The sequence below is a fragment of the Gordonia sp. CPCC 205515 genome, from assembly GCF_048537925.1.
GTDB lineage: Bacteria > Actinomycetota > Actinomycetes > Mycobacteriales > Mycobacteriaceae > Gordonia.
In genome coordinates this window covers 121,932-147,654 of sequence record NZ_JBCLVJ010000018.1, presented here as the reverse complement: position 1 = coordinate 147,654, position 25,723 = coordinate 121,932, and the positions used below count along the sequence as shown (strand labels likewise).

The 25,723-nt window shown below is 65.4% G+C and carries 21 protein-coding genes; 7 read left to right on the top strand and 14 right to left on the bottom strand.

The window, feature by feature from the left end; translation table 11 throughout:
* The first annotated feature begins 32 nt into the window (after nt 1–32).
* Nucleotides 33–1,325 carry a chloride channel protein gene (locus AAFP30_RS24515; RefSeq protein ID WP_419232648.1) on the top strand — a complete coding sequence of 431 codons (1,293 nt, stop codon included), beginning with the start codon at nt 33–35 and terminating at the stop codon, nt 1,323–1,325.
* Nucleotides 1,326–1,552: 227 nt separating this feature from the next.
* Here AAFP30_RS24515 and AAFP30_RS24510 read toward each other — a convergent pair whose 3' ends face one another.
* From AAFP30_RS24510 to AAFP30_RS24490, 5 genes are all read right to left on the bottom strand, one after another.
* A complete protein-coding gene (locus AAFP30_RS24510) occupies nt 1,553–2,308 on the bottom strand; it encodes an ABC transporter permease (protein ID WP_419232647.1) in 756 nt (251 codons plus the stop codon).
* A gap of 48 nt (nt 2,309–2,356) precedes the next feature.
* On the bottom strand, nt 2,357–3,337 hold the full coding sequence (locus tag AAFP30_RS24505; RefSeq protein ID WP_419232646.1) for an alpha/beta hydrolase family protein: 981 nt from the start codon (nt 3,335–3,337) through the stop codon (nt 2,357–2,359).
* A 411-nt stretch (nt 3,338–3,748) separates the two neighbouring features.
* Nucleotides 3,749–4,543 carry a hypothetical protein gene (locus tag AAFP30_RS24500; RefSeq protein WP_419232645.1) on the bottom strand — a complete coding sequence of 265 codons (795 nt, stop codon included), beginning with the start codon at nt 4,541–4,543 and terminating at the stop codon, nt 3,749–3,751.
* A gap of 122 nt (nt 4,544–4,665) precedes the next feature.
* Nucleotides 4,666–5,475, bottom strand: a complete 810-nt coding sequence (locus tag AAFP30_RS24495) for a hypothetical protein (protein WP_419232644.1) — start codon at nt 5,473–5,475, stop codon at nt 4,666–4,668.
* Nucleotides 5,462–6,172 carry a phosphatase PAP2 family protein gene (locus AAFP30_RS24490; RefSeq protein ID WP_419232643.1) on the bottom strand — a complete coding sequence of 237 codons (711 nt, stop codon included), beginning with the start codon at nt 6,170–6,172 and terminating at the stop codon, nt 5,462–5,464. The genes AAFP30_RS24495 and AAFP30_RS24490 overlap by 14 nt, the downstream gene beginning before the upstream one ends.
* Before the next feature lie 87 nt (nt 6,173–6,259).
* On the opposite strand from AAFP30_RS24490, the gene AAFP30_RS24485 reads away from it, so the two are divergent.
* Together AAFP30_RS24485 and AAFP30_RS24480 are read left to right on the top strand one after the other, a co-directional pair.
* Nucleotides 6,260–7,189: a HAMP domain-containing protein gene (locus tag AAFP30_RS24485; RefSeq protein WP_419232642.1), complete on the top strand. Its 930-nt coding sequence runs from the start codon at nt 6,260–6,262 to the stop codon at nt 7,187–7,189.
* A gap of 120 nt (nt 7,190–7,309) precedes the next feature.
* Complete coding sequence (locus AAFP30_RS24480) at nt 7,310–7,579, top strand: hypothetical protein (protein ID WP_419232641.1); 270 nt, start codon at nt 7,310–7,312, stop codon at nt 7,577–7,579.
* A gap of 68 nt (nt 7,580–7,647) precedes the next feature.
* Here AAFP30_RS24480 and efeO read toward each other — a convergent pair whose 3' ends face one another.
* Genes efeO through efeB form a run of 3 tightly spaced genes read right to left on the bottom strand, consistent with a single transcriptional unit; the run spans nt 7,648 to nt 11,099 of the window.
* Nucleotides 7,648–8,856, bottom strand: coding sequence for an iron uptake system protein EfeO (gene efeO, locus AAFP30_RS24475; protein ID WP_419232640.1), 1,209 nt, complete (start codon nt 8,854–8,856; stop codon nt 7,648–7,650).
* Between the two features lie 15 nt (nt 8,857–8,871).
* Complete coding sequence (gene efeU / locus AAFP30_RS24470) at nt 8,872–9,771, bottom strand: iron uptake transporter permease EfeU (protein ID WP_419232639.1); 900 nt, start codon at nt 9,769–9,771, stop codon at nt 8,872–8,874.
* Nucleotides 9,768–11,099 carry an iron uptake transporter deferrochelatase/peroxidase subunit gene (efeB, locus tag AAFP30_RS24465; RefSeq protein ID WP_419232638.1) on the bottom strand — a complete coding sequence of 444 codons (1,332 nt, stop codon included), beginning with the start codon at nt 11,097–11,099 and terminating at the stop codon, nt 9,768–9,770. Before efeB ends, efeU begins: the two co-directional genes overlap by 4 nt.
* Nucleotides 11,100–11,239: 140 nt before the next feature.
* Here efeB and AAFP30_RS24460 point away from each other — a divergent pair, with 140 nt between their 5' ends.
* The gene (locus tag AAFP30_RS24460) at nt 11,240–12,637 is read left to right on the top strand and encodes a sensor histidine kinase (protein WP_419232637.1); all 1,398 of its coding nucleotides are present in this window, start codon (nt 11,240–11,242) and stop codon (nt 12,635–12,637) included.
* The gene (locus AAFP30_RS24455; RefSeq protein WP_419232636.1) at nt 12,634–13,377 is read left to right on the top strand and encodes an iron dependent repressor, metal binding and dimerization domain protein; all 744 of its coding nucleotides are present in this window, start codon (nt 12,634–12,636) and stop codon (nt 13,375–13,377) included. Before AAFP30_RS24460 ends, AAFP30_RS24455 begins: the two co-directional genes overlap by 4 nt.
* 40 nt (nt 13,378–13,417) lie before the next feature.
* On the opposite strand, the gene AAFP30_RS24450 is transcribed toward AAFP30_RS24455, so the two are convergent.
* The 4 genes from AAFP30_RS24450 to AAFP30_RS24435 all read right to left on the bottom strand — a co-directional run bounded on the left by AAFP30_RS24450 (nt 13,418) and on the right by AAFP30_RS24435 (nt 18,656).
* Nucleotides 13,418–14,098 (bottom strand): response regulator transcription factor, encoded by a 681-nt coding sequence (locus AAFP30_RS24450; RefSeq protein ID WP_419232635.1) that lies wholly within the window; start codon nt 14,096–14,098, stop codon nt 13,418–13,420.
* A gap of 241 nt (nt 14,099–14,339) precedes the next feature.
* Nucleotides 14,340–15,848 carry a multicopper oxidase family protein gene (locus AAFP30_RS24445; protein WP_419232634.1) on the bottom strand — a complete coding sequence of 503 codons (1,509 nt, stop codon included), beginning with the start codon at nt 15,846–15,848 and terminating at the stop codon, nt 14,340–14,342.
* Between the two features lie 134 nt (nt 15,849–15,982).
* On the bottom strand, nt 15,983–18,355 hold the full coding sequence (locus tag AAFP30_RS24440; protein ID WP_419232633.1) for a heavy metal translocating P-type ATPase: 2,373 nt from the start codon (nt 18,353–18,355) through the stop codon (nt 15,983–15,985).
* Nucleotides 18,356–18,413: 58 nt separating this feature from the next.
* Complete coding sequence (locus AAFP30_RS24435; RefSeq protein WP_419232687.1) at nt 18,414–18,656, bottom strand: SHOCT domain-containing protein; 243 nt, start codon at nt 18,654–18,656, stop codon at nt 18,414–18,416.
* Between the two features lie 205 nt (nt 18,657–18,861).
* Between AAFP30_RS24435 and AAFP30_RS24430 the strand changes: the two genes are divergently transcribed.
* Entirely contained in the window at nt 18,862–19,551 is a 690-nt protein-coding gene (locus AAFP30_RS24430) for a response regulator (RefSeq protein WP_419232686.1), read from the top strand.
* On the top strand, nt 19,548–20,702 hold the full coding sequence (locus tag AAFP30_RS24425) for a sensor histidine kinase (RefSeq protein ID WP_419232632.1): 1,155 nt from the start codon (nt 19,548–19,550) through the stop codon (nt 20,700–20,702). Before AAFP30_RS24430 ends, AAFP30_RS24425 begins: the two co-directional genes overlap by 4 nt.
* Before the next feature lie 64 nt (nt 20,703–20,766).
* On the opposite strand, the gene AAFP30_RS24420 is transcribed toward AAFP30_RS24425, so the two are convergent.
* Both AAFP30_RS24420 and AAFP30_RS24415 read right to left on the bottom strand, forming a co-directional pair.
* Nucleotides 20,767–21,549 (bottom strand): O-methyltransferase, encoded by a 783-nt coding sequence (locus AAFP30_RS24420; protein WP_419232685.1) that lies wholly within the window; start codon nt 21,547–21,549, stop codon nt 20,767–20,769.
* A 191-nt stretch (nt 21,550–21,740) separates the two neighbouring features.
* Nucleotides 21,741–25,679 (bottom strand): amino acid adenylation domain-containing protein, encoded by a 3,939-nt coding sequence (locus AAFP30_RS24415; RefSeq protein WP_419232631.1) that lies wholly within the window; start codon nt 25,677–25,679, stop codon nt 21,741–21,743.
* Nucleotides 25,680–25,723 lie beyond the last annotated feature (44 nt).

The window sequence follows — 25,723 nt, the reverse complement described above, 5'->3', positions numbered from 1 at the left end:
TCAAACGGCGACTGCCCTCTGGCCGGGGCGCAATGTTGCAACCCAACGTCACCGGCGATGGCGACGCCCGACTGACCGTCCGCTTCTGGATGCTCGTCCTCGCGACCGGCGTCGCCGCCGGACTTCTCGGTGCCGCGCTGATGTGGCTGCTGTTCAGCGTCGAGCACGCCGCATTCGGTGTCAACGGCAACCAGGGCGGCTTCACCGACGCAGTCACCGCGGCCAGTCCGTGGCGACGTACCGCACCATTGATGATCGCCGGTGTGTTCGGCGGCGTTGCGTGGTATCTGCTGCGACGCTTCACTGCCGGACAGAAGTCCGAGGTCGACGAGGTGCTGTGGACGGGTGAGGGCCGGCTCTCGGTGCCGCGCAGCGTCGGCACCTCGATCATCTCCGAGATCGTCATCGGTCTCGGTGCGTCCCTCGGCCGGGAGGCCGCACCCAAACTGCTCGGAGCGGTTGCCGGCACGGTGTTCTCCGGGTGGTTGAAGATGACCCCCGGCCAGACCCGACTCCTGGTCGCCTGCGGCGCGGGCGCCGGCCTGGCTGCCGTGTACAACGTTCCACTCGGTGGAGCGCTGTTCGCCGCCGAGGTGCTGATCGGCTCGATGAATCTGCCCGTCGTACTGCCCGCACTGGTGTGTTCGGCCACGGCGACCTGGGTGGCGTGGATCTATCTGCCACGTGACCTGACCTACACCGGCATAGCCGATTACGGGTACGACAACCGACTCTTGGTCTGGGCGCTGATCGCTGGACCGATCGTCGGTGTGCTCGCTGCCGGATACATCCGGCTCATCGGTTGGATCTCGCACCATCGGATCACTGGCTGGCCGTCGCTGTTCGCGCCGTTGGTCGCATTCGGCATCCTGGCCGCGCTCGCGCTCGAGTTTCCGCAACTCTACGGAAACGGCAAGGGCATGGCGCACGAAGCCTTTCTCGGGATCGGAACCGTCGGATTGTTCGCCGCCCTGAGCATCCTCAAGCCGTTCGTCACCGCGCTGTGTCTCGGCAGCGGCGCCTCAGGCGGTCTGTTCACCCCGGTGATGAGTACGGGCGCGGTACTGGGTGCGGCTCTGGGCTCACTGTGGAGCATGGTCTGGCCCGGCAGCCCGGTCGGTGCCTACGCCATGATCGGTGCCGCGGCCATGATCGGTGCCGGAATGCAGGCACCACTGGCGGCCCTTGTGCTGGTGCTCGAACTCACCGGCAGTGGATTGAGAATGATGGTGCCGATGCTGGTGGCCACTGCACTGGCCACCGCGATCACCCGGTGGATCGATGGGTACTCGATCTACTCGGCACGGCTGAGTGCGGCGCCGTAGCCCTCGTGATTTGCTCGGCCACGTCAAGTCCCCTCGAACTCCATGAGGCTGCGTACGTTACCGGATACACGGTAGTGGTGCACGCTGTGCACGCATCGCAGCGCGAACGGTTCCCGATCCTTGGAACGAGCGCGTACACCACTGGTGTCGCGAGTCAGTCTCCCGCGCGAAAAGTCGTTGTTACCTTGAGGATTTCGACCGCATCCGCCAACTCGGTATGCCGGCGGCTAGAGCAGCTCCCGAGCGACCATCTCGGTCGTGATCACCGCCGCTATCGCGCTGACGGCCAACAATGAGATGAGCACAAACAGTTGCATGATGGCGGCGTCGGTCGTCGACGCGCCACCGAGAACCATGCCCACAAACGCTCCGGGAATGGTCACCAGCCCGACCGAGCGGGTCTGATCGATGCCGGGTACCAGCGCATCGGATGCCGCCGGCCGACAGATCTCCAGACGCGCATCGCGTGGGAGGAGTCCGAGCGACAACGCGGCTTCGACCTCGCCGCGGCGGGTGACCAGTTCGTCGTGCGCGCGGCGGCCGGCCAGTGAGGTGGTGTTCATCGCTCCACCGAACATGATCCCGGCGGTCGGGATCACCGCCAACCCCGTCGGCGGCAGGACCCCGATCATCACCATGACCGTCACGATGACGATGGTGGCCAGCGCCACCGGAAGCACACACCGCAAAGATCGCCGGAATGTCGCACGGCGATGCGCAACTCGGCCAGCCGATGTCCACGCGGCAACGCACCCCATGGCTATCACGAACAGTGCTGAGGCCCAGAGCTTTTGGATAACCACACCGAGCACGGCAGCTAGAGCGGCCAACTGCACCACAGCACGGAGGGTCGCGACGACCGTGTCCCGCCAGTACCCGGTCTGACCAAGATAATTGGTGGTCACGGCTAGCCCTGCCAGCACCACAACCACCACTGCCAGCGTGGGGCTGATCCGCACGACGGTATCGCCGATAGAGCTCATCTGGCCCTCCGACCAACTCCGTAACTTTGTCGGGTACCGCGGTCCTCGTCAGCGGATCTGCACACGGACCCGCCCGCCCTCGAGGAACCCCGGAGCAGAGTGCGCCAGGCGCGTGATGGTGTCGATCACGGTCATGAAGCCTGTGCGGCCGGGAATGACCGGCGAGGTATGGGTGGCGCCTTTCAGCGAGATGGCCACGGGCCGAACCGGTCCGGTGATGTCTTCGAGGTAATGCTCGATCAGGTGAGTTGGCACCACACGGTCGCGTGTGCCCTGAATGAGTACCACCGGCAGGGTGGGCGCGGGCAGTCGACTCGGATCGGCAAGCGCATAACGTGCGGGCACCTGGTCGGGGCGTCCGCCGAGCAGTTTTGTTACATTGCGATCTCCGTGCAGCGCCGCGTACGTCAGGTCCAATGGGCCGGCGATCGAGACCACCGCTCGCGGCGCCGGCCGGGCGTGCATGGCCGCCCACAGCGCGAGATGCCCTCCGGCACTGTGACCGACGAGCACGATCCGACCACGCGAGAGAACGGGGAAGCGTTGGTAGAGCGTATCGGCGAAGTCAGTGGCGTCACGGACGTCGATCAGCGTGGTCGGCCAGCCACCACCCGACCCGACGCGGCGGTATTCCACATTGAACACCGCGATCCCGCGCGCGGCCAGCGCCCGTGCCACGGGTGCCAGGCCCCGGAGGTCGCCTCCGGCGGCTTGCCATCCACCACCATGAACCAGCACCACGAGTGGCAGGGTGCCACCCGGGACCGCTGGCGCGGGCGGAAGGTAGAGATCACCCATGTTCTGCCGCGGGTCCGGCGTGCCCGTGCTCGGATACGACAGCCGCACCGGAGCGACGTGCGCGGGCGAAGCTGTCGGCGCAGGCCGCGAAACGATCCGCGACGCCTGGTTCGAATCAAATCGAAATCCCGCGCATCCGCTCGCGAGTACCACCAGAACGACGACGACGGACACCACGATCAGCACCTCGCGACGCGACGAGTAGCACTGTCGCGCAGACAGTATCGACATACCCTCGTACCCTTCAACCGGAATGTGCTCCAGTGTGCCGACTCGGTGCTGAGAATCCTCTGAGTGACCGTTGGCCGGCGTTCACGTGCCATTCTGGGCCAGGTAGTCGAATGTCATCGAGTCGAGATCGGGTCCCTCCTGATGAACAAGCGGGTGTGATCTCAACTTGAAACGAGGATGAACGAGATCGAGTTACCTTGGTGCGGTCCGCTTGTCGCCGCACTGGTGAGAGCACTGAGGAGTGGCGGGCACTTGCTACCCGTTGGTCAGCGGACTCGACGCGTGGGCGTTCTCACGGCGCCGTTGGCGGTGATGTAGAAGAAGTCACGACGGTCGGGTGCGAGGTACCGGGCCGCGGAGCCACGCATGGTGTCGAGAAGCTTGTGGGGGTGGAGCTGGCCGGTGGCGGGGTCACGCACCCACTGGGCCAGCAATGAGTTTCCGGAGTGCATGTCGAGTTGCATGGCGGTACGGGCACCCGCTTGCGCGGCGGCGCGGGCAAGCATCGATAGATCGACTTGATCGCCGGCGATGTAGACGATGTTGCCGACGGAATCGACCCCCAGTGCTGAACGCCACGTGTACTGGCGCGCCAACAGGTCTCCGCCCCAACGCCGAGGCTTGCCCGGGCTGCAGCGGCAGGTAGCTGCGATGGTGAAAGTACAGGCCGCCGGTGATGTCGCGGAAGCGGAATCCGGAGTTGAATTCGGCGACTAGCGACGGCAGGTGCTCGGCAGGTATCCGGGCCAGACTCATCGGATCTTTCGCCGCGAGCTGGGCTGTGCCAAGGCCCAGGTGTGTGCGCGTGGTCGAGGAGATGATGGCCACGGCGGCAACCACGCTGGGGTAGTGACGGTCTGGTTCGAAGCGCGCGGTGTAGACCAGCGGGTGACCGGTACCGTCCTGCGCGCCCGGCGTCCAGGCGGGAGCGGTGGTGGCGCCGACGGGAATGGGCAAGGTGGGCAGTGGCATTGACACATCGGTTGCCGGGCGTGTCGGTGCGGTGCCGAATTGGTGAACATCGGCCGCCGCCTGTGACGGGTGGTGTCGCCCGTAGAGCCAGTTCTCGACGATCTCCACTACCGGCCCGAGGTGATGATCCCGCGCCCACGCCGAGGTCTTGTCGGGCACCGACGCATATCCCGGCGCACCGAGTGCCCGGCTGTACGACGTCGAGGCCACGAACACTCCGATGGCGATGGACATGAGCATCAGGATCGCCACGGCCCGCGAGGAGCGTGGCGGATCCTGCAGACCAGACGGCTCGATCGGTCGCCGGGCGGTGATCGTCCGCCGCCGCCGTCGATCGGGGGCGCGTTGCCTGTCCATCAGCGGGTCACGACGATTCGGCCCAGATCGCGTTGCTCGATGCGGTCGACCTTGGTCACACTGAGGTAGGCCACCAGGATCACCATGACCACCAGAAAGACCAGACTGGTGATGGTGGTGCCGATTCCGAGTCCGCCGGCATCGGTAGGTTGGGTCAGAAGGTCACCCAACGACGCTCCCAGAGGGCGAGTCACGATGTAGGCGGCCCAGAACGCGACGACGGCGTTGAGGTGCAGCAGGTAGTGGGCGGCGGTGATGGCGGCGATGATGCCCGCAAAGATGAGCAACGACACCCAGTATCCCAGCGCAAGTTTTTCAGCGACGAGGTCGCCGGCCGCGGTGCCCAGCGCGAAGGTGACCAGGATGGTCAACCAGTAAAACGCTTCTCGGCGTCGGGTACGGATCGAGTGAATCGACAGCGTGCGTTCCACGAGGTACCAGACCGCGAACACCACGATCAGCGCGACACCGAACACGATGGTCGAGGTCGTCAGTGGCACACCAAGGTTGTCGGTGAGGTTGTCGGTGATCAGGGTGCCGGTGACGCTGATCAGCAGCACTGTCCACCAGTACAGGGCCGGGATGTAGCGGCTCACCGCAAATTGTGCGGCCAGGGTTACCACCAACAGCACGGCGGCCACCACGGTGGTCCATTGGAGCCCGAACCCCAGGGTGGTGTTGACATAGTCGGCGGCAGTTTCACCGACGGTGGTCGCCAGGATCTTGATGATCCAGAAATAGATGGTGACCTCGGGAACCTTGCTCCACGCCCGCCGAATGCGGGTGCGATCGATGTCATCGATGAACATAGGTCTGCTTTCGTGTCGTCGTCGGCAGGGGTCGGGCCGAGCACCATGCGGGGAGCTCGGGTCTGCGTTGGCGCAACTCGTCGAGACCGGCGGCAACAAGGCCCGGGATAACCAGTGCCGCTGCGATTCCCACCGCGCACGCGGCGAGGACGTCGGACATCCAGTGCACCGCCAAGTACAGGCGGGTGGCCGCGGCGAACACGGTCACCATCACCGCGGCGATCACCGCCCAGCGACGCACCGCCGCCGAAGCCGTCACGGTGGCCACGAGTGCGGTGGTGACCGCCAACGCGCACGTCCCGGTGACGTGTCCCGACGGGTAGGAGTAGGTCATCTCGGTCGTCGCGAGATGGTACTGCAACGGCGGCCGCGGGCGGGCCACGGCGAGTTTCACTATCTCGGCAACGATCGCGGCGGCGGTCACGCCGGCGACGACTGCCGCGGCACGGCCGATCGTCCGATCGCGGAGGATGAACACGATCGCGATGATCGCCGTCCAGGCCGTCACCATCAGCGGACCGAATAGATCCGAGATCGCGGAGACCCCCGGCACCAAGGCATCGTTACGATGGCCGAGGATCGAGGACATGATTTGACGATCGATACCGATCGGCCCGCCGTTGTACGCCAGGGCGATCCCCACGGCACACACGATCGTGAGCAACAGCGTCGCCGCCACCCGGCGAGTCAGAGTCATAGGCACGAGTTCATGTTGTGCCGCCGAGGCTTAGTAGACGCTGAGTAGAGCTGTGATCAGCCTGGCACCCCAGGCTAGGGTTGCCCCGTGCAATGGAGGTGGCGCAGCAGCGAACTCCCGCCGGGTGACTCTGGCGTGCCGGTGCGGGTACGTCTGACCTTGCTCGCCACCGCGATGGTGACGCTGGCGTTCACGATTGCCGCAGTTGCCCTGGTACTCGCCATCAACATCGTCTTGGTGCACGGTGCCGACGCGGCGGCGTCGGCACGTGCGACCCAGATCGTCAACGATCTGCGCACCGAATCGATCACCGGGCTCGATCATTACCTCCTCGCCCCGGCACGCGACGTGGACGTCATCCAAGTGCTGTCCGCCGACGGGCACATCCTGGCGACCAGCACAGGCAGCCTTCGGACATCGCTCGCGCACCCGACCGGCGCCGATCCTGCACCCCTGGAGTATCGGACCTCGGTGGCCTCGACTGTCACCCGCGACGGTGTTCCGGTCACCATCGTCGTCGGCGTCGCCGAGGACCGGATTCATCGAATCGTCGGCACCATAGCGGTCTTGTGTTGCATCGTGTTTCCCCCTGTTGTGCTCGGTATGGCGATTCTCACCCACCACCTGGCCGGGCGCAGCCTGCGACTGGTGGAAGAACTCGAGGACCAGGTCGCGCACATCTCACCCACCGACCTCCACCGACGACTGACCGTACCGCCCACCGGCGACGAAATCGCGGCGCTGGCAACCACAATGAACGACTTGCTCGAGCGACTCGACCACACGCGCACGCAGCAAACACGATTCGTCAACGACGCGTCACACCAACTCACCGAGCCGCTGACATCCATCGTCGCCGGCCTCGAGTACGCACGCGAGAACCATCGGCCGATCTCTCCCGCAACGGTCGCCAATCGCCTCTTGCCCGACGCGCTTCGGCTGACCGGCACCACCTCCGATCTGCTCTGCATGGCGCGTGTCGACGACCGCAATCAGCCTGTGGGGCAGCCACGCTGACGATCGGAGCCGCGATCTGGTCAGTCACTCAGTGGAGCTCAGCGAACTCACAGTGCGCCCGAGCGAGCCTGGTAGAAGACCGTCACCGAGGCGGTCACAACATCAGGAGAGTGCTCAACAATGTCTATCCCCAATTTCTGGCGGGCACGAAAGACGCGCCGGGCCGTCCTCGCGGCCGCGACGGGTGTCGTCATGGCGGTCGGCGCGGGAGTGGGTGTGGCGCACGCTGTCACCTCATCCCCGGCCGCTCAGGTCGCGCCGGCATCGGCGTCGGTAGATCGCCCCGAACCCGGCGACACCCCGGATACCCCCGGGGCCGCAGATCAGACCGACCGAACCGGACAGCCTGACCGCCCCGAACCCGGCGACACCCCCGATACGGGACACTGATCGCACGGGGCGCTCCGACGTCGCGCGACGTCGGAGCGCTCACGGTCATCATGGACCGGGGGCAGAGCTCAGCCGAGAACGATTCCCGGCACCTGCGACAGCGCGGCTGACAACGCATCGATTTTGTCGGACAGGTCTTTTCGCTGCTCGGGCGTGACCGCGGTGTAGGAAACGTACCCGTCGTCTTGTCGGTACTGGTTGATCGCGGCGCGCACATCGGTGAATTGCGCGGTGATCTTGTCCATCAACGCAGGGTCTTTCGCCACGATCATGGGTTGCATCTCCGCGATCAGGGATTCGGCGCCGTCCACGTTCGCGGCGAAGTCCCAGAGGTCGGTGTGCGAATAGCGGTCCTCCTCTCCCCCGACCTTGGTGCGGGCGATTTCGTCGATCAATGCCTGCGGTCCCTGTACGAATTGTCTGGTCTCGAAGGTGAAGTCCGGTTTGTCGACCTCGGACTTCAGTTGGGTGACGTTGGCCAGCAACGCATCGGCGGGCTGGGTGATGTTCGCTGGGGTGTCGGCGGTCTTCGCGTTGGCGGCGTCGGCCGGCGCGATCTGACCGGGCGCGTCACCGATCTCCTGCGGCTGCGGGGGCCACAGGTAGCGTTCGACGCGGTGGAATCCGGTGAACGGTTGTTTCCCGTCTTCGGTGTCGTCCCAACGCATATCGATGGCGGGGTCGAGCTCGGGGAACGACTCGGCGACCGGCTCGATGCGTTCGTAGAAGGTGCGTACCTGTCCGAATTGCGCTCGCGCAGCATCGAGATCGCCGGACTTGACGTGGCCGATAAACACCTGGGTTTGGGCGACGAGACCGTTCACCTGACCGCGGACGTAGCCCAGGTAATGCTGCTTGGCGGCAACGACATTCTCCGGCACGTCCTGCTTGTGCTTCGTGTCGCCGGTGACCGTGATCTCCTTGCGAATACCCGTGCCGACCATGCCCGGTTTGCACGCCACGGTATAGGTGCCTGGGTCTGTCACCTCGACCGTCAGCGTCCCCGACAACCCCGGACCGATGTTCTCGACCTCACCGAGCACCCGGTTGTTGTTGCCGTACAAATAGAACTCGGTCACCTTCGACCCGTCGTTGGTGATGATGAAGTTGACGTCGCCGGTGGTGGCCCGGGTGCTGTCGAGATCACACGTGTCATTGGTCGACGTGACGCCACCACGTGCACTGTCCTTGGCCTTGGCCGTGCACCCCGCGAGCAACGTCGGGACGGCCACGGTCAACGTCACCAACGTGATCGGGACGGTGAGTGTTTTGTTCACCTGGTTTGCTTCCTTTCAGAGACCGGCGTCAGGTGTGGCCGGGGCTTCGGATGGTGAATCGGTGACGGGCGGGGCCGGGCGCGGGATTCGATTCGCTCGCAGGAACAGAGTCAATACGATCACCACATACAGACACCACGCCGCCACCTGCAGCACTGTGGGGTCGGGCCGAAGGTTAAAGATCCCGGCGAAAACGGTTCCATACCAGGATGATTGATCGTATGTGGCCGAGATGTCGAAGGCCAGTTGAGAGTTGGACGGAAGCCAACCGACGGTCTGCAGCGCCCGCACCCCGTAGGACAGGATGCCGGCGGCGACGAAGATGAGGAAGATGCCGGTGTAGAGGAAGAACGTGTGGAAGTTGAGGCGCACCGCACCCCGGTACAGCAACACTGTCAGCGCAACGGCCACCAGTACGCCCAGCACCAACCCCAGCAGGGGCCAGAGCCCGCCAGACACACTCTCGGCGTAGCCGACCATCAGGAGCGCGGTCTCGACACCCTCACGGCCGACGGCGAGAAACGCCAGGCCCATGACCGCCGGAGCGCCGCTGATGAGCGCCGTGGACAGGCCGGCCTTCAGGTCCGCGGAGATGTGGGCTGATGCCTTGCTCATCCACAACACCATGAAGGTCACGATGGTCACCGCGACCAAGGAGGCGATTCCCGCGATCAGTTCGGCGGTCAGCGTCGAGACCGTCGAGGTGCCGAAGTGGATGATGAGGAAGATCGCGATCACCATCGCCACCGCCGCCGCGACGCCGGCCCACAACCATTTCAGCGCGTCGCGTCGCTCGGATTTGACCAAGAACGCGACGAGCACCATGACGACGATGCCGGTCTCGAGGCCTTCCCGGATGCCGATCAGCCCACTTCCGAACAGCTGAGCGGCGATCGAGGGACTGGTCGAGGTCATGTCGCGCTCCCGTCGAAGAGTTGCTGCCCCCACCACTGCCCATCGGACAGTCCTGACGGGCAGGCGAACAGCGCCGACCCCGTATGCGTGAGGTATTCGCCCATCGCGTCATCGGCGGCCAACGCGCGTTGCATCGGGACGAACTGACGGTGGGGGTCTCGGCAGAACGCGATGAAGAACAAACCGGCGTCGAGGTGTCCGAATCCGTCGGAGCCGTCGGTGAAGTTGTAGCCGCGCCTCAAGATTCGGACCCCTCCCAGATTGTCCGGGTGGGCCAGGCGTACGTGCGCGGTCCGCGCGATCATCGGTCCACTGCCGTTACTCACTGCGAAGTCCGGTTCGTCGAACTCCGCGGTCTTGCCCAGCGGCGCGCCCTCGCCCTTGCTCCGCCCGATGACGAGTTCCTGCTCGGAGAGCGTGGTGCGGTCCCAGCGTTCGATGTGCATGCGGATGCGACGCGCAATCAGATACGTGCCACCGGCCATCCATCCGGCTTGGAGCGGATTGTCGTGAGTGCCCACCCACACCCAGCGATCGATGTCGGCGTGGTCCTCGGCCTTGAGGTTGGCGGTGCCGTCTTTGAAACCGAACATGTTGCGCGCGGTCTCCTGACCGGTGGTCGTGCTCGAGGTCCGGCCGAAACCCAGTTGCGACCATCGCACGCTGACCACCCCGAAGCCCATCCGCGCCAGGTTGCGGATCGCGTGCACGGCGACCTGCGGATCGTCCGAGCAGGCCTGAATGCATATGTCTCCGCCACTGCGGGCGGGTTCCAAGTCGTCACCGGCGAACGCCGCGAGAGGCGCCAGTGCTGTCGGTCGCCGGCGCGCCAGACCGAACCGGTCCGGCCGGTTCGGGTCGCTCTCGTCAGGCCCGAACAGGGACGGTCCGAATCCGACGGTCAAGGTCAGGTTCGCGGGCGAGAGTCCCAACGCCTCACCGGTGTCGGTCGGCGAGTGATAGGCCCCCAGGCCGACCGCCCCGTCCGGACACGTCTCCGCGCCGCGCGTCATCCGTTCGGCCGCCGTTGTCCACTCCTGCAGCAACCTCACCAGCTCGCTGCGATCGGAGGTGATCACGTCGAACGCGGCGAAATGCAGACGGTCCTGAGTCGCGGTCACGATCCCGGCTTGTCGCGCTCCTCGGAAGTCGACCACTCTGGCCGACGTTTCCTCCGGCCGTGCCAAGACCGTGGCCGCAGCCGTGCCGGCCGCCGCGACCGCGAGCCCACCGCCGGCCACCCCGAGCAGGGCGCGTCGCGACAGCCGCCGACCACCCTCCGACGCGGACTGCCCATTGCGCGAGGTGGATTCTTCCGGTGACGTCACCGCAACACCGGCACATGTGCGGTGGTACGCCCGCAGTGAACGAGACACAACATTCGCATAAGGGGATGCTTTCCTAACTATCCTTAGGAGACGCTGAGTGAGGTTGCCGTCGTCGTCGACGCAGACGTTATGGTCGGCAGGTGCCATCCCGAGTCAAAGCGATCTACCTGCGTATCCGCGGTTGGTTTCGCCCGGTCCGCACCCGGTTGACGGTGTTGGCCACCGCTCTCGTCACCGTTGCACTGGCGGTCGCGGCGGTCATCATGGTGTTCGCTCTGCGCCACGTGCTGCTGCGGTCGGCCGACGCTGCCACCTCGGCTCGCGTCGAGCAGATCGCCACGACGCTCACCCACGAGGGTGAACGCGGCATCGACCCGTCCCTGCTGAGCACCGACCAGAACGTTGCAGTCATCCAGATCGTCGACGCATCCGGAACACTGAGACTGACCAACGAGAAGCGATTCGACCGTCCGATGTCACCGCCACTGGCTCCCGGCGAGCAGCGTGTCATCCACGGAGCCCATGCGCAGTACTACTCGGCCGAGGAATTCCAGACCACCGCGCGCGGAGTCACGACGTCGGACGGACCACGAACCATCATGGTCGGAGCTGCTGAGACACCGATCAACACCACCGTGATCACCGTTGCGATTCTGTGCTGCATCGTCTTTCCGCTCATTGTCGCCGGAATGGCTGTGCTGACCCACTATTTCGTCGGCCGCACGCTGCAGCCCGTCGACGACATCCGCCGCCGGGTCGACGACATCAGCGGTGGCGACCTCACCCAACGTGTCCCCGTTCCCGCCGGCGGCGACGAAATCGCCACCCTGGCCAGCACCATGAACGACATGCTGGGACGCATCGAAACCGCCCGCCAGGAACAACTGAGGTTTGTCAACGACGCCTCCCACGAACTCAACAGCCCCTTGACCACTCTCGTCGGACTGCTGGACCTGGCACGCGTCAAGAATCACTCGCTCGACGTCGAGACCATCGACACAGTCATGCTGCCCGAAGCGCTTCGCCTGCAAAACATGGTGGCCGACCTGCTGCTCTTGGCGCGCGCAGACGAGAGCGGAGTGCCCCTACGCATCGACGACGTCGATCTCGATGAGATCGTCAGCGCGGAGGTCACTCGCCTCGAGGCGCTCACCGGATCGACCATCGACGCCAACATCGTCGCGGTCCGCATCCGGGGTGACGCCGAGAAACTGGCTCGGGCACTGCGCAACATCACCGACAACGCCGTTCGCCACACCCGGGACTCGATCACCGTGTCCATGAGCGTCGACCCCGCCCAGGACACCGCGACCATCACCGTCTCCGACAACGGACCCGGCATCCCGGACAACGAGAAAGTACGCGTCACAGAACGATTCGTTCGTCTCGACACCGCCCGCGAACGCAGTCAAGGTGGCTCGGGGCTGGGCCTGTCCATCGTGACCGAAATCGTTCGCGCACACCACGGCACGGTCAGCGTCACCGACTCCCCGACCGGCGGGGCCAGCGTCGGATTCTCCCTACCGGCCGATTCATGACCGCCCTTCCCATCCCCGTCCAGCCGCTCGCACAAGTGGTGAAAGAGAAGCCCAAACCTGTGAATCGCCTCATCGACACCTCGGCGACCTACCTGCGCACCATCTACAACGTCGCCGAAGACGGCCTCATCACCCGGCGCGCCAGAATCAGCGAGCGCCTCGGACTGGCCGGCCCCACTGTGTCGCAAACCGTCATCCGACTTCAGCGAGACGGTTTCCTCGTCGACTCCAGCATCGAACGCCACCTCGAACTCACCCCCGAAGGCCACGCCATCGCCACCGCTGTCACCCGCAAACACCGTCTCGCCGAACGGATGCTCTGCGATCTCCTCGGCGTGCCGGCACTGCGCGTCCACGCCGAAGCATCCAAATGGGAACACGTCATGAGCGACGACGCCGAGCGCGGTCTACTCGGTCTCCTCGACCACCCCACCGAATCACCCTGGGGCAACCCCATTCCCGGGCTCGGCGAACTGGGCGTCGACTACCGACCCCGCCCACCGGCGACCCGTCTCATCGACATCGGGCGCCCACCACGGCCCGTGGTGGCCACCGTCCGATCGATCTCCGAAGACGCACAGGCCGACGACGACCTCATGCGACGACTCGTCGACTCCGGGATCATCCCCGGCGCCCGAATCCGAATCGAGTACCGAGACACCACCTACACACTTCGCGGTCTCAACGCCATTGATATACCCGCCAAGAAGGGTCACATCATCCGGGTCGACCACGAGTAGTCGACGCCCACAAGTCAATACCCCTACGCACTCGCTGATGTCACCCGCCACCGTCGGTCGCCAACCGGTAACCGACCCCACGAACGGTCTCAATTGCTTTGCAGCCGAACGGAGTATCGATTCGTCGACGCAGGTAGCTCACATACACCTCGACCACATTCTCATCCCCCCGATAGTTGATATCCCACACCGAGTCGAGGATCTCGGCCTTGGTCACGACCTCGCCCTTGTGTCGCATCAAGAACTCGAGCATGCCGAATTCCCTTGGGGTCAAACTCACTTCAACATCAGCGCGGCGCACCACGTGCGCCGACGGATCCAGCGTGAGACTACCCGCGTGCAAGATCGACGGTCGCTCCGGCGCACCGCGGCGCGCCAACGCACGCAGCCGCGCAACGAACACCACGAACGAGAACGGTTTCGTCAGATAGTCGTCCGCACCGAAATCCAGCGCGTCCGCCTGGTCATACTCGCCATCCTTCGCGGTCAGCATCAGCACCGGCGTCCAATTGCCCACGCTACGCATCCGGCGTACGACCTCATAGCCGTTGAGGCCGGGCATCATGATATCGAGCACCACCACGTCGAATCGGTCGGTCGTCGCGCGCTCCAGACCGGTGATCCCGTCGTGCACCACGTCCACGACCCAGGCCTCGGCCAGCAACATACGACGCACCGTCTCGGCGACACCCCGATCGTCGTCCACCACCAAAACGCGCACTGCTCAGCCATCCCACCGACGAGCGTCCGGTGCCCCGTGGACGGTCAGGGGCCATGGACACGAGCCGATCGTCACAGGTGTGCGGGAACCATCACACCGAACTGACAACATTGCACCCTCCACGGTCGAAAATCTCTTTCGGACTCACTATCTAGCACTTCCACTGAGAAGCCGCTGAGCCTTGTCACAATCCTGTCTGCTCGACGTTTGGTACGCCGATCGGTTCGAGAAGTGGTCGCTGTCATGCGTACTTGACGGTGGTCATCATGCCCACCTCGGCGTGATAAATGTTGTGGCAGTGGAACGCCCAGTCGCCTGGATTGTCGGCCTGCAGGTCGGCGACGATCGTCTGCATCGGCCGGACGAGTACGGTGTCCTTACGCAAACCGCCGCTGGCTGGCAAACCCCAGCTATGGCCATGGATGTGCATCGGATGCACCATCGCCGTCATGTTGGTCATGCGCATCCGGACACGCTGATCGGCGTGCACGGTCATCGGGGTGTCTTCGCCGTACTTTTTGCCGTTGATGCCCCAGCCGTACGGCTTCATCTGTCCGTTCAGCGTGACGTCGAGAGTGCCGTCTGGCTGTCGAGTAGGCAGCCTGGCCGATTCGGTCGCGGTGAGGTCCTGGGACCCCAGCAGTCCCGTCGAGTCGAGTTCAGTGGGATGTGCCGTGGCAGACGGTGCAGTGCCGGAGCCGGTGCGTAACAAGGCGAGCGCCTGGCCGGTTTTTCCCTCGGCGTTGGCGACGAGCGGGAACACTCCGTCGCCGGCGGTGACGATGACGTCGTAGCGTTCGCCCATCGCGATGTAGAGGGACCCGGTCGTGCGGGGCACCACGGGGAAGCCGTCGGAGTGGGTCACCGTCATCGGGTGACCGCCGAGGGCGACCTTGAAAACCGTATCCGCACCTGCGTTGATCATTCGAATCCGGATGCGGTGGCCGGGTTTCGACGTGAACGACGTCGGCGCGGCGGGGACGCGGCCGTTGATCAGGTAGTAGGGGTAGTTGACGTCGCCGGCGTCCCCGAGCACCGACTTCGACGCCCCTCCCATCCCGGGCATCGCAGTTCCCATGCCGCCCATTCCACCCATGCCGCCCATACTGGAGAGCGATCCGTTCTGGGCTTTGTAATCGGCAAGGATGGCGTCGGGATTCTGTCCGACCCCGTCGGTCCAGTCGTCGAGGACGACGATCCACTCGTCGTCGAAGTCGCCGCGTTCGTTCGGGTCGTCGATGATCAGGGGAGCATACAGGCCTCGGTCGATCTGCACGCCGACGTGCGGATGGAAGAAATGGGTCCCGGCATTGGGTGCGGTGAACTCGTAGACATAGGTGTCACCCGATGCGATCGGGTCCTGAGTGACCCCCGGAACCCCGTCGGCAGAATTGCGCAAATGCACGCCATGCCAATGGATCGTGGTGTCGGCGGGCAACCGGTTGGTCACCCTCGCCCGGATGACGTCACCCGCAGTCGCGCGCAGGACTTTGCCGGGCACGAGATCGCCGTAGGCCCACGTCCGCGCGGTGATTCCGGAACCGAGGTCGACGGTCATCTCCTGCGCGCTGAGCGATGCCTCGACGACACGGCGCCCAGGCGCGGCATCGACCGGACTCGGCACTCCGAATGACGTGGCCGCCGATCTCGTCGAAGACCCACCCGACGTGAACCCACACGACGCGAGCACTCCGGCCCCCACCAGTCCGAGTCCACCGAGCAGAACCTGCCTGCGGGACGTCTCCTTCACCTTCGCATCCTCTCTGCCGGGTCGTCCGGCGTGTACCGCACACCTCCATCGTGTGCGCCGAATTGTCAAGTCGTACAAGTGATCATCTCGTCGCCGTTACCGGTGGACGGACAATCCCGCCCCGGCGTCGTGGCTCACGTCGCGTCCTGCGCGCGAGGTGGGTGCGGCAACGGCAACCGTTTGAGCATCAGCGCATTGACCGCGACGATCAGGCTTGAACCCGACATCGCCAACGCGGCGATCTCGGGGCGCAGCACCAGTCCCACGACCGGCTCGAACACGCCTGCGGCGATCGGCAACGCAATGGTGTTGTATCCGACGGCCCACCCCAGATTCTGTCGCATCTTGCGCAAGGTGCCCCGACCGATGCGTACCGCGATGGGCACATCGAGGGGATCCGAACGCATCAGCACGACATCAGCGGTGTCGATCGCGACGTCGGTGCCGGCACCGATGGCGATGCCCAACTCCGCTTGCGCGAGCGCCGGAGCGTCGTTGACACCGTCGCCGACCATCGCGACCTTCTTGCCGGCACGCTGGAGATCAGCGACCTTGTCGGCCTTCTCGCCGGGCAGCACCTCGGCGATGACTGTGTCGATACCCAACTGCCCCGCGATGCGCCGCGCAGTGACCTCGTTGTCCCCGGTGAGCATCACCACTTCCACACCGAGGTCGTGCAGCCTCTGTACCGCCGCCGCGGAGGTCTCGCGTACCGCATCTGCCAAGGCGATGACCGCGACACCGCGGCCGTCGACAGCCACCAGGACAACAGTGCGTCCACCAGCGGTCAACTCGGCGCGCTGATTCAGCAACACGTCGACATCGGCGTGCTCGGACGTCATCAGTGTCTGATTGCCGACGGCGATGCGCCGCCCACCCACCTGCGCGACGGCACCCTGCCCCGGGATGGTGCGGAAGTTCTCCAGCGGACCCGGCGGAATACGTCGGGTCGCGGCGTACCGGACGATCGCGCCGGCGAGGGGATGTTCGGATTCGGCCTCGACGGCCGACACCATGGTCAGCAGTTCGTCTTCTCCGATGTCGCCGGTGATCACCTCGGTGACTTCGGGTTCGCCTTTGGTGAGGGTGCCGGTCTTGTCCATGACGACGGTGTCGACATGGGCGGACGTCTCCAGTGCGCCCGCGTTCTTGAACAGAATCCCCCGTTGGGCGCCCAACCCGGTACCAACCATGATGGCGGTGGGCGTGGCCAGGCCGAGCGCGTCCGGACAGGTGACGACCACGACGGTGATCGCGAACAGCAATGCAACCTGGACGTCGCCTCGGACCGCCCACCACACGACGAAGGTGAGCACGCCACCGATCAGGGCGACGAGTACCAGCCAGAATGCTGCCCTGTCGGCGAGACGCTGGCCGGGAGCCTTGGAGTTCTGGGCTTCCTGCACGAGTGCGACGATCTGGGCCAATGCGGTGTCCGATCCCACCCGTGTCGCACGCACCCGCAACGTGCCGGTGGTGTTGATCGATGCTCCGATCACCTCCGACCCCTCGGCCTTCTCGACCGGCAGGCTCTCGCCGGTGACCATCGATTCGTCTACCTCCGAGTTGCCGGACTCGACGATCCCGTCGACCGGGACTTTGGCGCCCGGGCGGATCAACAACAGATCCCCGACCACGATCTCAGCGGTGGAGACCTCTACCGGTTCACCGTCACGCACGACCACCGCCGTGGGCGGCGCGAGCTCGAGCAGCGTGCGGATGGCGTCGTTGGCCCCGCCCCGGGCACGCATCTCGAACCAGTGTCCGAGGAGCACGAACGTCGCGAGCATCGAAGCGGCTTCGTAGAACACGTCCCCGCCGCCGGTCAGGGTGACCCCGACGCTGTAGAGCCACCCAGTGCCCACACCCACGGCGACGAGCACCATCATGTCCAGGGTTCGGGCCTTCACAGCCCGATAGGCACCGTCGAAGAAGATCCATGACGAGTAGAAGATGACCGGGAGACTCAGCGCCAGGGTGAACACGTCGTCCCGCAGGCCGAACGGCGTCGGCACGGCGAACCCCAGCATGTCGCGCCCCATCGGCGAGAACAGCATGATCGGTATCGACAGCACCAGCGCGACCAGGAACCGGTTACGCATGTCGCGGACCATCGCATCCATCGACATGCCGGCGTGCCCGCCGTGCCCCATTGCCTCCTGCGCGGTGTGTTCGGCGTGCGCCTCGATTCCGGCATCGACGTCACGGTCTCCCAGCACGCTCTCCGCTGCGGGCATAGGAGCAGTGCCCGCCCCGGGTTCACCCATCGGGTCACACACGTGGTCGGGTACCGAACGCCCGGCGCAGTGATAACCGCATTCGCGCACCCAATCCGCGAGTTTCGATACCGAGGTGTGGTCGGGGTCGTAGGTGACGGTTGCCGTCTGGTTCATTGCGTTGGCCGTCACCGAGACCACTCCCGGGCGCCGACCGAGCTCGGCTTCGATCGGCGCCGACGACGTCGCCCATTGCAGTCCGCCTACCTCGACCACGGTGGTCCTGACCATGCTCGTTTTCCTTCCCATCTCTTGACGTCGCTGTGCCGGTCGGGCCTTCCTTTCGAGGTCACTGCGGTGGGCGAAGTGCCCGACGACGAGCCCAGTACTCATCGGCATCGATCTCACCGCGGGCGAATCGGTCCTCTAAGACCCACAGCGGGTCATCGGTCCGATCTGCACGTGAGTCTCGTCCGCGGTTTCCCGGACGGAAGAATGCGGCAATCCCGACCGCGACCACCACCCAGAACGCCGCCATCGCCAGTAGCATGACCAGCCAGCCACCTCCGGCCATCAGGCCCGATCCCCACATCACGAGCCGCCTCCTTTGTTCCGTGTTCGTATCAGAGTCTGGACGCCCTACCCCACGCCGATGACAGCCATTTGATGAAGGTTCGCTGAAGAAACGTGCCGTCGGCCGCGAGTCTGGCCACCATGGGGACATGGTGTCCGACGATGAACCGCAGCGGTCAGCTCTGGCCGGCATCCCCGTGACCGCGTCAACTGGATTGCGCGCCATGGTGGTCGAGGACGAGCGACCACTTGCGACAGTGATGGCCACATACCTCGAGCGTGGCGGTTTCGACGTCACAATCGTTTACGACGGCATCGACGCCGTCGAGAGCGCGCGACGGGTGGATCCCGACGTGGTCGTGCTGGACCTGGGATTACCCCGTCTGGATGGCATTGAAGTATGCCGACGGCTGCGTACCTTCTCCGATGCCTACGTCGTCATGCTCACCGCCCGTGCGGACGAGGTCGACACCCTGGTCGGCTTGTCGGTCGGCGCGGACGACTACATCACCAAACCATTCAGTCCCCGTGAACTCATCGCCCGCATCCAAGCGATGCTGCGCCGCCCCCGAACCTCGAGTGAGCTCACCGCTGTGCCCACAGCGCCGAGGCACCGAGTGTTCGGGCCCTTGACGATTGACCCGGCCGGCCGCGAGGTGTGGGTCGACGACGTTCCGATCGCGTTGACCCGCACCGAGTTCGACGTCCTCGCCACACTGTCCGAGCGTCCGAACGTCGTGTTCAGCAGAGCCCAGTTGATCTCCGCGGTCTGGGGCCCGAGTTGGATCGGCGACGAACATCTCGTCGACGTGCACATCGGGCATTTGCGACGCAAGCTCGGTGACGACGCCACCCGCGGCGTCTATGTCCGCACCGTGCGTGGCGTCGGGTATCGCATGGGAGCAGGACAATGACGACCTCACCGCCGGTCACCACATCGATGCGTCGCGGCACGGGATTCGGCACCCGCCTTCTGGCGGCGCAGGCCATCGTTGTCATCGGCGGTGCAGTGAGTGTCTGGCTGGTCGCTGCCGCGGTGGCCCCGCAGCTCTTCCACAAGCACTTGAAAGAGGCCGGGATCGCCCATCCCCAGGCCGAGACGGGCCACGTCGAGCAAGCATTCACGTCGGCGATGATCCTCTCGCTGGTGATCGCGCTACTCGTGTCGAGTCTGACCGCACTCGCGGTGAGCTGGTACTTCACCCGCCGCGTCCAACGGTCGATCACCGAGGTCGCTGCGTCTGCGCGCGAGATCGCCGGCGGCCGATACTCGGCGCGGCTGACCGGTGTCGGCCTCGGCCGCGAATTCGACCAGCTCGCCGAGACATTCAACCAACTTGCCGACCGACTCGACGCAGTGGAGATCACCCGTCGACGCATGCTCTCCGACCTCGCGCACGAAATGCGCACGCCCCTGGCGACTCTCGATGCTCATCTCGAAGCCCTCGAGGACGGCTTGCGCCTGCCTGATACGGAGACCTTCGCCATCCTGCGGACGAGCACCGCCCGACTCGGCCGGCTCGCCGAGGACATCGCCGCCGTCTCGCGTGCACAAGAACACGGCCCTACCCACAACCCCGTCCACACCGAATCCCGCACGCTGGCCGACGCCGCGGTCCGCAGCCATGCTGATCGCTATGCCGCCGCCGGCGTCGAACTGATCGGTGACCTCACCGACACTGCCCCGGTGACCGCTGACCCGGAACGGATCGGACAAGTCCTCGGCAACCTTCTCGACAACGCTCTGCGCCATACCCCGGTCGGGGGCACCGTCACCGTCGCCACCACCCACTCGCAAGATGGATGGGCCGAGATCGCCGTCACCGACAGCGGCGAGGGCGTTGCCCCAGAGCATCTGCCGCATCTGTTCGACCGGTTCTACCGCGCAGACCCGGCCCGGACGCGCACACATGGCGGCAGCGGGATCGGGCTGACCATCGCCCGCGCCATCGCCGAAGCCCACGGCGGCACACTCACCGCGCACAGCGTCGGACCCGACGCGGGCGCGCAGTTCACCTTGCAGCTCCCCATCACCTCTGTCAGTGCCGACGATCGATCCGACTGACGGCCACCACCATGAGCACCCGCTCCATGTCTCCACGACATCAGCGGCCTCTGGTGGCCAGACATCATCGACCAAGGTAAGTCGACTCGAACACGGTGTCTTTGATGAGTCTCTGATATTCGGCGTGCGCGTGGTGCTCATACGTTCGCCAGTCGAGACCTTCCCGGTCGCGCATGAATGTGCGGTATTCCGGGGCACCCGGATAAGCGATGTTGTCGGCGACAACCACCGAACCCTGGTGCAGCCAGCCCTGATTCAGGATTCGTCGCAGATCCGGCAGATACGCGCTCTTCTCGTGGTCGAGGAAAACGAAGTCGAGGGTTCCCTCGGCGAACCGGTGCCGGTCACGCAACGCGGCGATCGTCTGTCCGTCATCGTCGAGCGTCCCGACGATGACGACGATGCGATCACCGACCCCCGCGTGATCCCAGATCCGACGCGCCACTGCAGCGTTGGCCGGGTTGAACTCGATGGAGTAGAGGACGGCGTCGGCAGGCATCATCCGAGCGATACGCAACGCGCTGTAACCGCAGTACGTGCCGAGTTCCAAGAGCTGGTGCGGGCGCGCCGCGGTGACGGCGCGATCAAGCAGGCGGCCCTTCTCGTCACCCACATTGATCAGGTACCGCTTGCGATAGCAATACTCGTCGACCGCGCGGATCGCCTCGTCGACGTCACCGGGCAGCGCGTGCCGGCAGACATGGTCGGCGAGAGCGGTTTCGCGGCCGTCGCCGACCTGCCACGTGGCGCCCATGCGCCGCAATCCCATCAGGAACCGCAGATAGGACCAGCGCAGGAACAGGATCGGTTTGCCCGCCAACTCGTTGGCGACCACGGCCAGCCCCATGGCGGTGACACTTGTCAGCCCCAGGCGCGACAGCCGATGCATGGTTGCGCGGGGCCGACCGGTGGCTCGGGAGACACGCATGAGGAGCAAGCCGGAAGCCAGCGAAGCAGTGAATGCGGCGACTGCGGCGCGATATCGGTCCACAGGTCCGCCGGCGGTCGGACCGCCGCGCGGCCCCAGACCCGGGCGACTCATGATCGCCGGTTCAACTCGGCGTCGAGGAGCGGTCCGATGACCGCGAGCGCTTCGGGGTTGGTCATCTGGGCGTGGGTCACCTCGACCTCGTGCTCGATGATCGTGCCGGTGACATACGGACGCCACATCTCGGCGGTGAGCCCGGTGGTGACACCTCTACGTGCCGAGAAGTACAGCAGGTCTCCGGTGCGCTGGGCGGGCCGGTACGCCGTGGACATCCCGACGCCGTCGACGTACCCGTGATGCAGGCCCTCGACTTGTGCGCGGGTCAGGCCGCGGCCGGGCCCGGCAGTGTGGGCTAGTACATCGACGGCCCCGGCGAGGGACAGGGGCGTGGTATCGGGAGTCTCGGACTCATTGCCCTGCAGGTGGGTGACGAGATCGCGTATGGTCGGCGGCTGCGGTGCGGGGGTTCCTTCCCCGAAAGTCACCGTGTCGAGCATGACGACCAGATCGACGTCACGGCCGTCGGCGCGCAACGCGATCGCGAGCGCATGCGCGAGTTGCCCACCGAGCGACCAGCCCAGCAGGTGGTATGGCCCGCGCGGATGCACGCGGGTCAACTCGATGCGATACATCTCGGCCAGGTCCTCGACGGTGGAGCAACGATGGTCGCTGCCCAGCATCGGCGATTGGAGTCCGTAGATGGGCCGGTCGGCAACATAGGACACCAACCCCGAATAGCACCAGGACAGCGGCACCGCGGAGGGCAGACAGATCAGCGGAGTCGCCGAGTGATTCTCACCGCAGCGCAGCGGCAGGACTGTTTGCAGGGCCGAACTCGTTACGGCCCGTTCGTCATTCCCCTCGGTCGCCAGAGCGTCGATTGCCTCGGACAAGGACTGCACGGTTGGGGTGAACAGCATCGACACCGGGATGGAGGTTTCGGTCGACTCCGACAGTCGGCGACATAGCTCGACGCCCAGCAACGAATTCCCGCCGAGCTCGAAGAAATTGTCATCCAGGCCGACGGCAGTGGCACCGGTGATGTCGGCGATCGCATCCGCAACTGTGCGTTCATGGGTTGTTCGCGGTGCACGGAACCCGGGTCGCGGAACCTTCGTCGGGTCGGGCAACGCCGATCGATCGATCTTGCCGCTGCTGGGGTTGATCGGTAGTTCCGGCAGTTCGACCAACATGGCGGGAATCATTGCGGGAGGCAGGATCTTTCGCAGGCGCACGAGCACCTGGTGACGATCGACGGGTGCGTCGTCGGTCGTGGTGAGGTATCCGATCAGCCGGTCGCCGAGCTCTTCGGAGGTCCACACCCGCACTGCCGCCTGATCGATCGCCGGGTCCGCCATGAGGGTCCGCTCGACCTCCGACGGTTCGATTCGCTGGCCGCGCAGCGAGATCTGTGCGTCGCTGCGTCCGAGGTACTCCAGGTTGCCGTCGAGTTGCCGCCGCACCACATCACCGGTGCGGTACATTCTGCTGCCCTTGGCTCCGAACGGGTTTGACACGAAGCTCTGGGCAGTGACGGCGGGCTGTCCCAGGTATCCGCGGGCCAGGGAGTCGCCCGCGAGGTACAGTTCGCCACGGGCCCCGCGCGGCACCGGCCGCAAGCGGGCATCCAACACGCACAGCTGTACGCCGGGCAGCGCTCGACCGATGGGGACCGATTCCGTTGCGCGAAGCGGCTCGGTCTGGGTGACCACGACGGTCGATTCCGTCGGGCCGTAGGAGTTGAACATGGCGACGCGATCCGACCATTGACCGACCAGCGTCGGAGGACATTTCTCTCCGCCGACGGCCACGGCCTGCAGGGAAACCAATCGACGGGGGTCGAGTGTCGCCAGGATGTTGGGCGTGACCAGCAGATGGGTGACGGCGCTATCCTCGAGGAGTCGTGAAAGACGTTCACCCGCAACGATATCCGGCTCGGGAACCACCAATTCGGCGCCCACCGCGAAAGCCGAGAGATACTCGAGCATCGACGCGTCGCAGTATGGCGAATGTGTTTGCGGCACCACCGATTCCGACGATAGACCGTACCGGCTCACGAGGTCGTCGGCCAGCGTGGCAAGCGCTTCGTGGGTCGTCAACACGCCCTTGGGGTCTCCGGTCGAGCCGGAGGTGTAGATCAGATAGGCCGAGTGCGAGGTGTGCAGTGGCCGCGTCCGGTGCGCGTCGGTCACCGCAGTGACCGGGCGTGCTCCCGCAGCGGCGGTGAACTCCTCGCTGTCGAGCACCAACCAGTCGACCGTCGCGCAGGCGAGAGATGCCAGCCGAGCGGTCACTGTCATGCCCAGGGTCGCCCGCGAATCGGTGAGTAGCTTCGACACCCGCGCCGCCGGTCCATCCGGGTCCATCGGAAAGAACACCGCCCCCGCTCGCGCGACCGCCCACAGGGCGGTAACCGAGTGCACCGACCTGGGCAACGCGACCGCGACGATCACTTCCGGTCCGGCTCCGTGAGCGATCAGTTCACATGCCCACCGCGCGCTCCGCTCGTCGAGTTCGCGATAGGTCATCACGCCCTCGGGCCCACGAATCGCAATCCGATCTCCGGCGCCGACTCCATCGGCGAGGAGATCGGGGAGCAATCGTGGATGACTGCGCCGCCGAGATGTGGCCTCGCCGATGCGCGAGCCCGACCCGACGACGTCGAACACATTCTCAGCACCCGACGCTCGAACGATGTCGGAGGTGCCGTCGATGAACTGCCGTAGGTACCCGTTTATCTGGTCCGCGGTATACAACTCCGGGTTGGCGAAGAACTCGACGGTGAGGGATGATCCGGCGCCGAATCGATAGCAGTTGATCGTCATGTCGTCGACCGGCCCCGCCGAGAGCAGGTGGGCCCGGCCGACTGCCGAGCCGAAGGTGATGTGTTCGGGGAACGTCAGGATGTTGATCAATGGCCCGTATCCGCTACGGCCGGCGACGCCGACTCCGATGTCACGGAGTACGTCCTCGTGTCGGTATAGCTGGTGGCGCAAGGCGCCGATCAGGGAGAGCCGTGTCGTCGCGATCAACTCGTCGATGGTGCTGCGGGCAACGTCGGGAATGCGAATCGGCACGACGTTGGAAACCATCCCCGCGGATCGTCGCAGGGCGGCGGAGGTCCGAGCGGCAACCGGAAGAGACACCGTGACATCGGCGTTGCCCGTCATCCGCGCGAGGAGCGCGGCCAACGTGGCGATCAGTATCTCGGCCAGTCCCACACCCGTACGGCGCGCCGCGATCTCGACCGACCGGACGTCTGATGGGTCGATGGTGGCCCGAGCGATGATCGGAGTGGCCGAGGGTGCGGCGAAACGCTCGCTCAGTCGTGTGACACGGTCCAGGCCCGCCAGATTCTCTCGCCAGTAGTCGCGATCCCCACCGAAACGCGCCGACGAACGATACCGCTGATCGATCGCCACGATGTCCGACAGTCGCATCGCTCGATTCGGTGGCGCCTGTATCCCCGTCTCGGCGGCCGAATACAGTTCAGCTGTCCGTCGCAGCACTTGACCGGCCCCGTAACCGTCGATCGCGAGATGGTGGCTGCGCCCGTAACAGAGATATCGATCGGGCCCGAGAGTGAAGATCGCCGCACGGTTGATCTCGTCGCCGACCGTCGGATCGGCGCCGCGCAGCCGGTCGCGGCTCATCCACGCATGCGCCGCCTGTGCGGGATCGGGCAGATCACTGACATCGATTCGTGCGCACTCGCCTTCGCCCCCTTCGTGGACATGCTGGCGTACCACGCCGCCGTCAATCGCGAATCTCGCCAGCGGCGACTGCAATTCCCGCCCTGCCTGGCGGGTGCACTCCTCGAGCAGTCCGGTGTCGACGGGTCCGTGCAGGTCGATGTAGTGAGAGATCGAGAAGGGCACGGACGGGTGTAGTTGTTGTGCCAACCACAATTCGGACTGCGCGGCCGACAGACCGAACATGGCGGCACCACTGCGGGCGGTATCGATGTGGGGTGTGGACCGCGACGTCACGACGTCTCCCCCCAAGTTGTTCGTACGTGGTCATGGCGAGCAGA